This window comes from Actinomadura oligospora ATCC 43269 (assembly GCF_000518265.1).
In the GTDB taxonomy this organism is placed as follows: Bacteria; Actinomycetota; Actinomycetes; order Streptosporangiales; family Streptosporangiaceae; genus Spirillospora; species Spirillospora oligospora.
On the sequence record NZ_JADG01000010.1, the window covers coordinates 26,947 to 40,674 of the forward strand.

A 13,728-nucleotide genomic window follows, 5' to 3' on the forward strand; every position below is an offset into this window, starting at 1 on the left:
GGCGGGGGGCGCCGCGATCGCGAAGGAGTCCCCCGAACGACAGGCCCGCCCCGGGTCACGGCTCGCTGACTCCAGGCGAGGGATGCGGTGAGCGAACTGAACGGATCCGGCGGCTCGCGCGGGGTCCCGGGCGCCGATTCGTCCTGGCCCGTGCTCGGCCGCGACACCGCCCCCCGGACGGACGTTCCGGCGCAGGCGGGCGGGCCGGCGAACGGGCAGGTCGTCCCCGGTCAGGTGGTGCCCGGACAGGTCGTCCAGAGCCTCCACGGGCAGGGCGCGAACGGCCAGAGCGCGAACGGGCACGGCACGAGCGGACACGCCCCGGGGGAGGCCGCCGAGGCCCAGCCGTGGGACATCGTCGAGCGCCTCCGGCAGATGGCCGACCTCATAGGGGACGCGCTGTCGGCCGGCGAGCGCAAGGTCGAGCAGAGCCAGAACGACGCGGCCACGCAGGTCGCGACCGTCCAGGCGGAGAAGGAGTCGGCGCAGCGCGACGCCGCCGCCGCGTGGGGCGAGGTGCAGCGGGCGCGCGGGCAGGCCGAGCAGGCCGACCGCCGCGCCGTCGACGCCGAGCGCCGGGTGGCCGAGGCGCAGGCGGAGGCCGCCGCGCAGCTCCAGGCCGTCCAGTCGGACGCCGCGGCCCAGATCAGCACGGCGCAGACCGAGTCGGCCGCGCAGGTCCAGGCGCTCCAGGCCGAGAAGGAGACCGCGCAGCGCGACGCCGCCGCCGCGTGGGGCGAGGTGCAGCGGGCGCGCGGGCAGGCCGAGCAGGCCGACCGCCGAGCCGTCGACGCCGAGCGCCGCATGGCCGAGGCGCAGGCCGAGTCGGCCGCGCAGGTCCAGGCCCTCCAGGCCGAGAAGGAGACCGCCCAGCGCGACGCCGCCGCCGCCTGGAACCAGGCCCAGCAGGGCCGCCAGCAGGCCGACCAGGCCCGCGCGCAGATGGAGCAGGCGCAGGTCCAGGCCGAGCAGTCCCGGGTCCAGGCCGAGCAGGCCCGGCAGCAGGAGCAGCAGGCCCGCACCGCGATGGAGCAGGCCCGGCAGCAGGAACAGCAGGCCCGCACCGGCATGGAGCAGGCCCGCCAGCAGGAGCAGCAGGCGCGCGCCGAGGCGCAGGCCGCGGCCGGACGCGCCGAGGCCGCCGAGCGCCGCACCGCCGAGGCCGAGGCGACCGTCCGGCAGGCGATGACCCAGCGGGACCAGATGAGCGAGGCCCGCGACGACGCCCTGCGCGCCGTCGAGGACGCCGTCGCCGCCCGCCGCGCCGTGGAGTCCGAGCGCGACCGGATGGCCGAGCAGGCGGGCGAGCTGTCCCGGGCGCTGGAGGGCGCGCGCGGCGAGCTCGCGCAGGTCCGCGCCAAGCTCGCCGACGCCGAGATGCAGGCGCAGAACCTGCAGCACGCCGTCGCCGCGGCCGCCAAGGAGTCCGAGGAGGCGCGCAACCTCGCGCAGGCCGCCGAGACCCGGATGCGCGCCGCCGAGGCCCGCGCGAACGAGGCCGAGCGCCGCACCCAGGAGTTCGAGGTCCGCGCCAAGGCCGCCGAGAGCCGCGCCGCCGAGAGCGAGCGCCGCACCCAGGAGGCCGCCCAGCGGGCCGGGGAGTCCGACCGCCGCGGGCAGGCCGCCGAGAGCCGGATGAAGGCGGCCGAGTCCCGCGCCGCCGAGGCCGAGCGGCGGCTCGCCGACGGCGACCGGCGCGCCGTGGAGGCCGAACGCCGCGCGGAGGCGGCCGAGGCCGAGCGCAAGCAGGCCCTCGACACGGCCGCGCAGACCCTGGAGGCCGCCAAGCAGGCCGAACGGGAACGGGACGGCGCCAACGCCGCTCTGGAGGCCGCCGCCCGGGACCGCGAGGGCGCCGTCCAGGCGCAGGCCCGCTCGGAGTCCGAGCTGACCATCGCCCGCGGACGCGCCGACACCGCCGCCCGCGAGCGCGACCAGGCGTCCGCCGCGATGCGGCAGATCGCCACCGAGCGGGACGCGATCGCCGAGAAGCTCGCCGAACGCGACCAGTGGGTCGACCAGCTCGCCCAGGCCGTCACCGAGCAGCGCGCGCAGATCGCCGAGCTCACCCAGGAGCGGGACGCCGCCAAGCAGGCGTCCGAGCAGGCCCGCGGGCTCATCGACGAGCTGACCCGCCAGCTCCGCACGATCATGCCCTCCGGAGCCCCGCCCCGCTGACCGACGGCCCCCATGGCCCCCACGGCCCCTGAAGCTCCCACAGCCCCCGGCCCCCGCGAAGGTCCCTCCAGACCCACAGCGCGGGCTGGGGGTTGTTCCGTGCAAGACCCGTCACCGCCCGTTCCGCGCGGCATCCGGCCGTCCGGGGCCGCCACCGACCGTCCGGGGGTGTGTCCGTTCCGGACCGCCACCGTCCGCTCTGGGGCCGCCAACGGCCGTCCCGGGGGCGTCTGCCAGTCCGGGGTCACCGGTGGCTCAGGAGGGATCCGGACCCTTCGGAGTGCCACCGGCTGACGACGGATCGCTGGTGTCGGCGCCGGGAAGGGGAGCGAGACGGGGCCGCGGACCACCGGAAACGCCCCGATGTGGGGAGGGACACGCCTGTCCGGGGTCGTCCCGGATGTCGCGCCGCCGACGAGTGATATTCTGGTGGCCCGTGGACAGTGCGGTACCGATTTCCGGTTTCATCCGCCTCGTATCGACCACGGGAGAGTCTTCTTGCCTTCGGCCACCACTGGTAGCTCGCGTCCTACCAAGCATCTGTTCGTCACCGGCGGTGTCGCCTCCAGCCTCGGCAAGGGACTGACGGCCTCCAGCCTGGGGCGTCTTCTCGCCCTCCGCGGCCTGCGGGTCACCATGCAGAAGCTCGACCCCTACCTCAACGTCGACCCCGGGACGATGAACCCGTTCCAGCACGGCGAGGTGTTCGTCACCGACGACGGCGCGGAGACCGACCTCGACGTCGGCCACTACGAGCGCTTCCTCGACACCGAGCTGCACGGCTCGGCCAACGTCACCACCGGCCAGGTCTACTCCAACGTGATCGCCAAGGAGCGGCGCGGCGAGTACCTCGGCGACACCGTGCAGGTCATCCCGCACATCACCAACGAGATCAAGGACCGCATCCGCGGCATGGCCGACGGCCAGGAGGTCGACCTCGTCATCACCGAGGTCGGCGGCACGGTCGGCGACATCGAGTCGCTGCCGTTCCTGGAGGCCGTCCGGCAGATCCGGCACGAGATCGGCCGCGACAACTGCTTCTTCCTGCACGTCTCGCTGCTGCCCTACATCGGGCCGTCCGGTGAGCTGAAGACCAAGCCGACCCAGCACTCGGTCGCCGCGCTGCGCTCCATCGGCATCCAGCCGGACGCGATCGTGTGCCGGTCCGACCGGCCGATCACCGACGGGCTCAAGCAGAAGATCAGCCTGATGTGCGACGTCGACCGCGAGGCCGTCGTGTCGGCCGTCGACGCCGCCAGCATCTACGACATCCCGAAGGTGCTGCACGCCGAGGGCCTGGACGCCTACGTCGTGCAGCGGCTCGGGCTGCCCTTCCGGGACGTCGACTGGGGCTCCTGGGACGAGCTGCTCCAGCATGTCCACCAGCCGTCCCGCGAGGTCACGATCGCGCTGGTCGGCAAGTACATCGACCTGCCCGACGCCTACCTGTCGGTCACCGAGGCGCTGCGCCACGGCGGGTTCGGCAACGACGCCCGGGTGACGATCCGCTGGGTCAAGTCCGACGACTGCGAGACCCCCGAGGGCGCCAAGCGCGAGCTGGACGGCGTCGACGGCGTGCTGATCCCCGGCGGGTTCGGCGTCCGCGGCATCGAGGGCAAGCTCGGCGCGATCCGGCACGCCCGCGAGAACCGCATCCCGCTGCTCGGCATCTGCCTCGGCCTGCAGTGCATGGTCATCGAGGCCGCCCGGCACCTGGGCGACCTGCCGGACGCGGGCAGCGCCGAGTTCGACCCGGCCACCGCGCACCCGGTCATCGCGACCATGGCCGACCAGCTGGACGTGGTGTCCGGCGAGCGCGACATGGGCGGAACGATGCGGCTCGGCCTCTACCCGGCCGACCTCGCCGAGGACTCCATCGTCCGTGAGCTGTACGGCGAGGCCAAGGCGTCCGAGCGGCACCGCCACCGCTACGAGGTGAACAACGCCTACCGCGGACGGATCGAGGAGACCGGGATGCGGTTCTCCGGCCTGTCCCCGGACGGCCGCCTGGTCGAGTACGTCGAGCTGCCGCGCGAGACGCACCCGTTCTTCGTCGGCACCCAGGCGCACCCGGAGTTCCGGTCCCGCCCGACCCGGCCGCACCCGCTGTTCACCGGCCTGGTCGCCGCCGCGATCGAGTACGCCGACGCCCGCGGGGCGGGCGCGTCCGCGCCGTCCGGCGAGTGACCGGCCCCGAGACCGGCCCGGACGCCGGGCCGGTGAGCGGGTTCGGCCCCGGCGACGTCCGGGACGTCCCGGAGCGCTGGCACACCGAGGACGCCGACGAGGTCTTCGCCGGGCACATCTTCCGTGTCCGGCGGGACCGGGTCCGCATGCCGAACGGCGCGGGCACCGAGCTCGTCGGCCGGGACGTCATCGAGCACCCCGGCTCGGTCGGCGTCATCGCCCTGGACGAGCAGGGGCGCGTCCTGCTGCTGCGCCAGTACCGGCACCCGGTCGGCCACTACCTGTGGGAGGCCCCGGCCGGTCTGCGTGACGTGGACGGCGAGCCCCTGCACGTCCTCGCCGCCCGCGAGCTGCTGGAGGAGGCCGGGTACGAGGCCGGCCGCTGGGACGTCCTGGTGGACCTGTTCCCGTCGTCCGGCATGTCGGACGAGCGGACCCGGATCTTCCTGGCCCGCGACCTCACCGAGGTCCCGGCCGAGGAGATCGACTTCGAGCGGGTGCACGAGGAGGCCGACATGCCGGTGGTGTGGGTGCCGCTGGACGAGGCCGTCCGCAAGGCGCTCGCCGGCGGGCTGCACAACATGATCGCCGTCACCGGGGTGCTCGCAGCGCACGCGGCGAGCGCCGACGGCTTCGCCGGCCTGCGCCCGGTGGAGGCCCCCGAGGGCTGACCTCCCGGGCCGTGATCCCCGGGGCGTCGACCTCCCGGGCCCCGATGCCCGGGGACATCGCCGAATCGTTATCGCCGACGCCCCGCCGTCCCCAGGACGCGCGGGGCGTTGGCGTAACCTCGCGGGCCCGGAGGGGGCATGATGGGCCGGGGCGGACGTCACCCGCGCCGCCCCGCCCCCGAAACGACCGTCCAGAACGAGGTCCGCACTGACTCCGAGCACGACCGGCCGCGGCGCCGCGCACCCCGAGGCCGCCCGCCCCGGGCGCGCCGCCCCGGAGGCCGCCTCCGGCACGGCGCTGGAGTCGACCGTGCGCACCTACCTCGGCCACCTCGCCGTGGAACGGGGCCTGGCCGCCAACACCCTCAGCTCCTACCGCCGTGACCTGCGCCGTTACGTCGAGGTCCTCACCGTCCGCGGACGGGACGCGATCGACCGCGTCACCGAGGACGACGTGCGGGCCTTCCTCGTCGGCCTGCGCGAGGGCGACGAGGACCACCCGCCGCTCGCGGCCGGATCGGCGGCCCGCGCGGTCGTCGCCGTCCGCGGCCTGCACCGTTTCGCGCTGCGCGAGGGCCTCACCGCGGACGACCCGGCGCGCGAGGTCCGCCCGCCCACCCCGCCCCGGCGGCTCCCCAAGGCGATCTCCCTGGCCGAGGTGGAACGGCTGCTCAACGCCGCGTCCGGGCCGGACGGGACCGGTGGCGCGTCCGCGGGGGACGCCACGGCCGCGGCCCGCGCGCTCCGCGACCGCGCCCTCCTGGAGCTCCTGTACGGCTCGGGCGCCCGTATCTCCGAGGCCGTCGGCCTGGACGTGGACGACCTCGATCTCGGCGAGGGCTTCGCGCGGGTCTCCGGCAAGGGCGGCAAGACCCGCATCGTCCCGATCGGCGAGTATGCGCGCCGCGCCGTTGAGGCGTACCTCGTGCGCGCGCGTCCCGAACTGGCCCGGACCGGCCGCGGCGGTCCCGCCCTCTTCCTGAACGCCCGCGGCGGACGGCTCTCCCGCCAGGGCGCGTGGATGGTCCTGCGCGCCGCCGCCGACCGCGCCCGCCTCACCGACGTGTCTCCGCACACACTGCGGCACTCGTTCGCCACCCACCTGCTGGACGGCGGCGCGGACGTCAGGGTCGTCCAGGAATTGCTCGGACACGCCTCGGTGACGACCACTCAGGTCTACACTCTGGTCACGGTTCAACTGTTGCGCGAGGTCTACGCCACGTCACATCCGCGGGCACGCGGCTGACAAAACGCGACGCATCGACCGCGAGTCGAGTTGAGACGGCGGCGGCGGGGCCATAGAGTCCCCGTCCTGGTAGGCATCTCCAGCCGCCGGGGAGGGATCTGGTGACAAGCACTGAGGCTGCGGACGGCATGTTGTCGTCCGCCACCATCGAGACCGATCCGAGTCGTGCCCTGGGGCCGACGCGACGTCCCGTCCCGATCTTCCCGGAACCCGAGCCCCTCCCGGAGCACGGACCCGCGCGGATCGTGTCGATCTGCAACCAGAAGGGCGGCGTCGGCAAGACGACGACCACCATCAACCTGGGCGCGGCGCTCGCCGAGTACGGCCGTCGCGTGCTGCTGGTCGACTTCGACCCTCAGGGGGCCCTGTCGGTCGGCCTCGGCAAGGGCGACCCGCGTCAGCTCGAGGTGACCATCCACAACCTGCTGCTCGAGCGCGACACCGAGTGGGAGGACGTGGTCATCGAGACCGGCGTCGACGGGATGGACCTGCTGCCCTCCAACATCGACCTGTCCGGCGCGGAGGTGCAGCTGGTCCACGAGGTCGGCCGCGAGTACATCCTCGCGGGGGCGCTGAAGTCCGCCATCCCGGACTACGACTACATCCTCATCGACTGCCAGCCGTCCCTGGGCCTGCTGACCGTGAACGCGCTGGCCGCCAGCGAGGGCGTGCTGATCCCGCTGGAGTGCGAGTACTTCGCGATGCGCGGCGTCGCGCTGCTCATGGAGACCATCGACAAGGTCCAGCAGCGCATCAACCCGTCGCTCGAGATCGACGGCGTGCTCGGCACCATGTACGACTCGCGCACCCTGCACACCCGCGAGGTGCTCGGCCGCATCGTCGAGGCGTTCGGCGACAAGGTCTTCCACACCGTGATCAACCGGACAGTCCGGTTCCCGGACGCCACCGTCGCGGGCGAGCCGATCACCTACTTCGACCCGTCCTCGATGGGCGCCAACGCCTACCGCAGCCTGGCCCGTGAGGTGCTCGAACGCTGGAAGACGGTGGCCTGAGCGGGCCCATCCGTCCATTAGCGTTCTCCCTGTGCAACCGCCCGCCCCGCCGACCCCGGCCGACGAGAAGGCCGACCCGATGGCAGAAGCCCACGACGACGCCGCTCCCGGCGACCTCGAGGACGACCCGTCGGACGCGACCAGCGGTGAGGCCGCCGCGATCGGCGAGGCCGCCGAGGGGGCTTCGGGCGAGGCCGCCGAGGGGGAGGACGGCAAGGGGTTCCGGGTCGAGCTGGAGAACTTCCAGGGCCCGTTCGACCTGCTCCTGGGGCTGATCTCCAAGCACAAGCTCGACATCACCGAGGTGTCGCTGCACAAGGTCACCGACGACTTCATCGCCCACATCCGGGCCCACGGCAAGGACTGGGACCTCGACCAGGCCAGCCACTTCCTGCTCGTCGCCGCGACCCTGCTCGACCTCAAGGCCGCCCGGCTGCTGCCGTCCGGCGAGGTGGACGACGAGGAGGACCTGGCCCTCCTCGAGGCCCGCGACCTGCTGTTCGCCCGGCTCCTCCAGTACCGCGCGTACAAGGAGGTCGGCAAGTTCCTGACGGAGCGGATGGCCGACGCGGCCCGCCGCTTCCCCCGGATCGTCCCGATGGAGCCGCGGTTCGCCAACCTGCTGCCGGAGGTGCTGCTCGGGCTCGGCCCCGACCAGTTCGCCCGGCTGGCCGCCAAGGTGTTCACCCCGAAGACCCCGCCCGGCGTGAACGTCGAGCACATGTACCAGCCGAAGGCGAGCGTCCGCGAGCAGGCCGAGGTGGTCATCGCCAAGCTCCGCGCGCTGCGGCAGGCCACCTTCGACCAGCTCACCGACGACGCCGAGGGCACCTTCCAGGTCGTCGCCCGGTTCCTGGCCCTGCTGGAGCTGTACCGCGAGCGCGCCGTGACCTTCGAGCAGGACGAGCCGCTCGGCGTCCTGCACGTCACCTGGACCGGCACCGACGACGGGGAGGTCAGGGTCGGCGACGACTACGAGGGCTCCCGCGAACCCGCCGCCCGGCCGTCCGACGAGACCGAGGAAGACGACACCGATGACTGACCAGCCCGAGGACGCGCCCGAGCCTCCCGAGACGCCGCAGGCCCCTCCCGGGGCGCACGAGGCGTCCCCCGAGACCCCCGAGGCCCGCCACGAGGCGTCCGAGGCCGGGGAGGCGCCCCTGGGGGAGCCGGTGGAGGACGGGCCGTCCCTGCGGGCCCAGGTCGAGGCGATCCTGCTGGTCGTGGACGAGCCCGTGGCCGAGATCACCCTCGCGCAGCTGCTGGAGCGGCCCGTCCCCGAGATCTCCGCTACGCTGCGTGAGCTGGCCGCGGAATACACCGAACAGGGCCGGGGGTTCGATCTACGGGATGTGGCGGGCGGCTGGCGCTTCTACACTCGAGACGTCTGCGCGCCGGTGGTGGAGAGGTTCGTCACCGACGGGCAGCAGGCCCGCCTGACCCAGGCGGCGCTGGAGACCCTGGCCGTGGTCGCCTACCGGCAGCCGGTCAGCCGCGCCCGGGTCTCGGCGGTGCGCGGGGTCAACAGCGACGGGGTGATGCGGACGCTGTCGCTGCGCGGCCTGATCGAGGAGGCCGGGCAGGACCCCGAGTCCCAGGCCGTCCTGTTCCGGACCACCGGGTACTTCCTGGAGCGGCTGGGGCTGCGCGACCTGGACGAGCTGCCGGAGCTCGCCCCCTACCTGCCCGATGACCTGCCAGAAGAGATAGTCGAGGAAGCGTGAGCGACAACGAGGGCGTACGCCTGCAGAAGGTCCTGGCCGAGGCCGGGATCGGCAGCCGCCGCCACTGCGAGGAACTGATCGGCGAGGGCCGGGTCGAGGTCAACGGCCACCGGGTGTTCCGGTTCGGCGAGCGGGTCGACCCCGAGAGCGACGTGATCAAGGTGGACGGCCGCCGGGTGGAGACCCGGTCGGAGATGCGCTACTACATGATCAACAAGCCGCGCGGCGTGGTGTCGACGATGAGCGACGAGCGGGGCCGCAAGTCCCTGGCGTCCTACGTGGAGGTGCCCGAGCGGCTGTTCCACGTCGGACGGCTCGACACCGACACCGAGGGCCTGATCCTGCTCACCAACGACGGGGAGCTGGCGCACCGCCTGACCCACCCGAGCTTCGGCGTGAGCAAGACCTACCTGGCCGAGATCCACGGCCCGATCCCGCGGGACCTGGGCCGCCGGCTGCGCAAGGGCGTGGACCTGGAGGACGGCTTCGCCAAGGCCGACGCGTTCCGGATCTTCGACCAGGTCGGCAGGCGGATCCTGGTCGAGATCACCCTTCACGAGGGCCGCAAGCACATCGTCCGGCGGCTGCTGAAGGAGGTCGGCTTCCCTGTGCAGCAGCTCGCTCGCGTAGAGTTCGGACCGCTCAAGCTCGGCCAGCTCAAGCCCGGCCACATGCGGGCGCTGAGCGTCCGCGAGGTCGGCGAGCTGTACAAGGCCGTCGACCTGTAGGACGGGTCCCGGCGGCACGATCGGCGAGGACGGGGAGGAACCTGTGGCGGTGAGGGCGATCCGCGGTGCGACCCAGGTGGAGGCGGACGACCGGGACGAGATCCTGGCCGCGACCACCGAGCTGGTCTCGGCGGTGATGGAGCGCAACGCGCTCGGCACCGGCGACGTGATCAGCGTGCTGTTCACCGCGACCCCCGACCTGACCGCGGAGTTCCCCGCGCTCGCCGCGCGCAACCTGGGCTTCCAGGAGGTGCCGCTGATGTGCGCGAGCGAGATCGCCGTCCCGCACGGGCTGCCCCGGGTGATCCGGCTGATGGCGCACGTCGAGACGGACCGTCCCCGCGCGCAGGTGCAGCACGTGTACCTGCGCGGGGCGACGGCCCTCCGCGTCGACATCGCCCAGTAGCGTCGGACCGCCCCGGTGACCCCGCCCGGGACCACCGGTGGGGTGTCCGGGCGGTCAGGTCGTTCGGGCGGGGCGGATTCGGGCGGGGCGGAGTGGGGCGATCCGGCGGCCCGGGGCCAGTAGGCTGGATCGGTGGCAGAGACCCCAGTCCCCGAGCGTCCCGGAAACGGCGAGCGCGGCCCCGGCCGCGTGATCGTCATCGGTACCGGCCTGATCGGCACCTCGATCGCGCTGATCCTGCGCGGACGGGGCTCGGAGGTCTATCTGTCCGACCGTGACGCCGCCGCGCTGGACGTGGCCGTGCAGATCGGCGCGGGCGAGGCGCTCCCTGACGGGGGCCTCGGCGGTCCCGCCGACCTGGCCGTGATCGCAGTCCCGCCCGCCGCCGTCGCCGTGACCCTGCTGGACGCCCAGAAGCGCAGGCTGGCGAAGGTCTACACCGACGTCGCGAGCGTGAAGGCGCTGCCGCTGGCGCAGGCCGCCGACCTGGGCTGCGACCTGGCCTCCTACGTGCCGGGGCACCCGCTGGCCGGACGGGAGCGGTCCGGGCCGTCCGCGGCCCGCGACGACCTGTTCCTCGGCCGTCCGTGGGCGCTGTGCCCGGACGACCGCACCGCCCCGGACGCCGTCGCGGCGGTGGAGGGGCTGGTCCGGCTCTGCGGGGCCACGCCGGTCACCGTGGAGGCCGAGCACCACGACCGGTCGGTCGCGCTGGTGTCGCACGCCCCGCACGTGGTGTCGGCGGCGGTCGCGGCCCGGCTGACCGGCGCGGACGACACCGCCCTCGGCCTGGCCGGGCAGGGCGTCCGGGACGTGACGCGGATCGCCGCGTCCGACCCGCGGCTGTGGATCGGCATCCTGGCCGCCAACGCCGAGCCGGTCGCCGACGTCCTGGAGGGCGTCGCGACCGACCTCGCGGTGGCCGCCTCGCTGCTCCGCGACGGCAGCGAGGGCGCCGCCACCCACGTCGCCGACCTGCTGCTGCGCGGCAACGCCGGACGGGCCCGGATCCCGGGCAAGCACGGCGGCGACCAGCGCGCCTACTCCACGGTCACCGTGGTCATCCCGGACCGTCCGGGCGAACTGGCGATGATCTTCCAGGCGGCGACGATCGCCGGGGTCAACGTCGAGGACGTCTCGATCGAGCACTCCCCGGCCCGTCCGCTGGGTGTGCTGGAGCTGTCGGTCCGGCCGGAGGAGGCCGCGAGGCTGGCCGACGAGCTGCGGGCGCGCGGCTGGTCGGTGCCCGGCTAGCAAGTACCCTGGAACGCTGGCCGCCGCAGGCACCCGCCTCGGCGCCCCCCGGCGCCGCCCCAAGACGCCCCAGCACCGCACCAGACATCGAAAGGGAGCGATCGTGTCGCTCGTCATCGCCATGGACGGCCCGTCCGGGTCCGGAAAGTCCAGCGCCTCCAAGGGCGTGGCCCGCGCCCTCGGGCTGCGCTACCTCGACACCGGCGCGATGTACCGCGCCATGACCTGGTGGATGCTGGACCACGGCGTGGACGTCGAGGACGGCGCGGCGGTCGCGGCCCGCGCGGGGGACGCGGTCCTGGTCTCCGGCACCGACCCGGACCGTCCGACCATCGAGGTGGACGGCGCGGACGTGTCCGGGCCGATCCGCACCCGCGAGGTCACCAACGCGGTCAGCGCGGTGAGCCGGGTTCCCGAGGTGCGGGAGCGCCTGGTGGCTCTGCAGCGTGAGATCATCGGTGCCGGGGGCATCGTGGTGGAGGGCCGCGACATCGGCACGGTCGTCGCGACGGACGCGCCGGTCAAGGTCTACCTGACCGCCAGCGAGGCGACGCGGGCCGCCCGGCGCGCTAAGGACCTGGAGGCCGACCCGGGCGCTTCGGTGCAGGTCACGCAGGCCGAGCAGGCGCGGCGCGACCGGCTGGACTCCACGAGGAAGGCGTCCCCGCTGGCCAAGGCGGCGGACGCGCACGAGATCGACTCGACCGAGCTGAGCCTCGACGAGGTCATCGAGGCGGTCGTCCGCCTCGCCAAAGAGCAGTACTGAGCGGGCTCGGCAACGAGCGCACGAGCTAGCCGGGGGACGCCGGGAGGCGTACCCGTCCGGTGAGCGGGGACATGAACGTGACTGAGAGCGAATACGACTTCGACGCCGCCGACTTTGACGTCGCCGAGTTCGCGGAGGAGGCCCACCAGGAGGGCTTCTCCGAGGAGGGTGAGGGGCCCGCGCCGGTGGTGGCCGTGGTGGGCCGTCCGAACGTCGGCAAGTCCACCCTGGTCAACCGGATCATCGGCCGCCGCGAGGCGGTCGTGGAGGACGTGCCGGGCGTGACCCGCGACCGGGTCGCCTACGACGCGACCTGGTCCGGCCGCCGGTTCACCATCGTGGACACCGGCGGCTGGCTGCCGGACGCGGCCGGCCTGGCCGCGGCGATCGCCGAGCAGGCCCGGATGGCGGTGGAGCTCGCCGACGTGGTGATGTTCGTCGTGGACGCCACCGTCGGCGCGACCGACGTGGACGAGGCCGTGGTGGAGATCCTGCGCCGGTCCGGCAAGCCGGTGGTGCTGGTCGCCAACAAGGTCGACAACATCGGCACCGAGTCGGACGCCGCGCTGCTGTGGAGCCTCGGCATCGGCGAGCCGCACCCGGTCAGCGCCGTCCACGGGCGCGGCTCGGGCGACCTGCTGGACGCCGTCCTGGAGGCGCTGCCCGAGCAGGCCCCGGCGGAGAGGTTCGGCGTCGAGGCGGGCGGGCCGCGCCGGGTGGCGCTGCTGGGCCGTCCGAACGTCGGCAAGTCCAGCCTGCTGAACCAGCTGGCGGGGGAGAAGCGGGTCGTCGTCGACTCGGTCGCGGGCACCACCCGCGACCCGATCGACGAGGAGATCGAGCTCGGCGGCAAGACCTGGCGGTTCATCGACACCGCCGGGATCCGCCGCCGCCATCGGGAGAACCAGGGCGCCGACTTCTACGCCACCCTGCGCACCCAGTCGGCGCTGGAGCGGGCCGAGGTCGCGGTCGTCATGATCGACGCGACCGAGCCGCTCGCCGAGCAGGACCTGCGGATCATCTCCATGGTGATCGAGTCCGGCCGGGCGCTGGTCATCGCCTACAACAAGTGGGACCTGCTGGACGAGGAGCGCCGCCACTACCTGGAGCGCGAGATCGACCGGCAGCTGCACAACGCCCGGTGGGCGCCGCGCGTGAACGTGTCGGCCCGCACCGGACGGCACATGGAGAAGCTCGTCCCGGCGATCGAGACGGCCCTGGCGGGCTGGGACTCGCGCGTCCCGACGGCCAAGCTGAACACCTTCTTCGCCGACCTGGTGTCGTCGCACCCGCACCCGCTGCGGGGCGGCAAGCAGCCGCGCGTGCTGTTCGCGACGCAGGCGGGCGTCCGGCAGCCCCGGTTCGTCCTGTTCACCTCCGGGTTCCTCGAGGAGGGCTACCGCCGGTACATCGAGCGGCGGCTGCGCGAGGAGTTCGGCTTCGAGGGCACCCCGATCGCGGTGACGATGAAGATCCGCGAGAAGCGCGGCAAGCGCAAGTAGCGGAGAGCAGGCGGACGAGCGTGACGTGGCCCGCCCGGGGCTTCCCCGGGCGG

At 73.8% G+C, this 13,728-nt stretch carries 12 protein-coding genes; all 12 read left to right on the forward strand.

The genetic code is table 11. The features are described 5' to 3' along the window. Window positions 1-87: 87 nt before the first annotated feature. The 12 genes from P696_RS0116210 (at window position 88) to der (ending at window position 13,675) form a co-directional block, all read left to right on the forward strand. Window positions 88-2,178 (forward strand): coiled-coil domain-containing protein, encoded by a 2,091-nt coding sequence (locus P696_RS0116210; RefSeq protein WP_026413163.1) that lies wholly within the window; start codon window positions 88-90, stop codon window positions 2,176-2,178. Window positions 2,179-2,676: 498 nt separating this feature from the next. Further along, the gene (locus P696_RS0116215) at window positions 2,677-4,365 is read left to right on the forward strand and encodes a CTP synthase (RefSeq protein ID WP_026413164.1); all 1,689 of its coding nucleotides are present in this window, start codon (window positions 2,677-2,679) and stop codon (window positions 4,363-4,365) included. Further along, window positions 4,362-5,036: an NUDIX domain-containing protein gene (locus P696_RS0116220; protein WP_281174943.1), complete on the forward strand. Its 675-nt coding sequence runs from the start codon at window positions 4,362-4,364 to the stop codon at window positions 5,034-5,036. Before P696_RS0116215 ends, P696_RS0116220 begins: the two co-directional genes overlap by 4 nt. Before the next feature lie 310 nt (window positions 5,037-5,346). Continuing rightward, window positions 5,347-6,282 (forward strand): site-specific tyrosine recombinase XerD, encoded by a 936-nt coding sequence (locus P696_RS0116225; RefSeq protein WP_245627689.1) that lies wholly within the window; start codon window positions 5,347-5,349, stop codon window positions 6,280-6,282. A gap of 128 nt (window positions 6,283-6,410) precedes the next feature. Continuing rightward, a complete protein-coding gene (locus P696_RS0116230) occupies window positions 6,411-7,295 on the forward strand; it encodes a ParA family protein (protein WP_245627711.1) in 885 nt (294 codons plus the stop codon). A 31-nt stretch (window positions 7,296-7,326) separates the two neighbouring features. Then, on the forward strand, window positions 7,327-8,337 hold the full coding sequence (locus tag P696_RS0116235; protein WP_245627690.1) for a segregation and condensation protein A: 1,011 nt from the start codon (window positions 7,327-7,329) through the stop codon (window positions 8,335-8,337). Continuing rightward, window positions 8,330-9,019 carry an SMC-Scp complex subunit ScpB gene (gene scpB / locus P696_RS0116240; protein ID WP_026413169.1) on the forward strand — a complete coding sequence of 230 codons (690 nt, stop codon included), beginning with the start codon at window positions 8,330-8,332 and terminating at the stop codon, window positions 9,017-9,019. The genes P696_RS0116235 and scpB overlap by 8 nt, the downstream gene beginning before the upstream one ends. Next, a complete protein-coding gene (locus P696_RS0116245; protein WP_026413170.1) occupies window positions 9,016-9,747 on the forward strand; it encodes a pseudouridine synthase in 732 nt (243 codons plus the stop codon). The genes scpB and P696_RS0116245 overlap by 4 nt, the downstream gene beginning before the upstream one ends. 43 nt (window positions 9,748-9,790) lie before the next feature. After that, window positions 9,791-10,153 carry a chorismate mutase gene (gene aroH / locus P696_RS0116250; RefSeq protein WP_026413171.1) on the forward strand — a complete coding sequence of 121 codons (363 nt, stop codon included), beginning with the start codon at window positions 9,791-9,793 and terminating at the stop codon, window positions 10,151-10,153. 132 nt (window positions 10,154-10,285) lie between these two features. Next, window positions 10,286-11,407 carry a prephenate dehydrogenase gene (locus tag P696_RS0116255; protein ID WP_245627691.1) on the forward strand — a complete coding sequence of 374 codons (1,122 nt, stop codon included), beginning with the start codon at window positions 10,286-10,288 and terminating at the stop codon, window positions 11,405-11,407. 103 nt (window positions 11,408-11,510) lie between these two features. Next, the gene (gene cmk / locus P696_RS0116260) at window positions 11,511-12,173 is read left to right on the forward strand and encodes a (d)CMP kinase (RefSeq protein ID WP_026413173.1); all 663 of its coding nucleotides are present in this window, start codon (window positions 11,511-11,513) and stop codon (window positions 12,171-12,173) included. 71 nt (window positions 12,174-12,244) lie between these two features. After that, the gene (gene der / locus P696_RS0116265) at window positions 12,245-13,675 is read left to right on the forward strand and encodes a ribosome biogenesis GTPase Der (RefSeq protein WP_034485287.1); all 1,431 of its coding nucleotides are present in this window, start codon (window positions 12,245-12,247) and stop codon (window positions 13,673-13,675) included. Window positions 13,676-13,728: the final 53 nt, after the last annotated feature.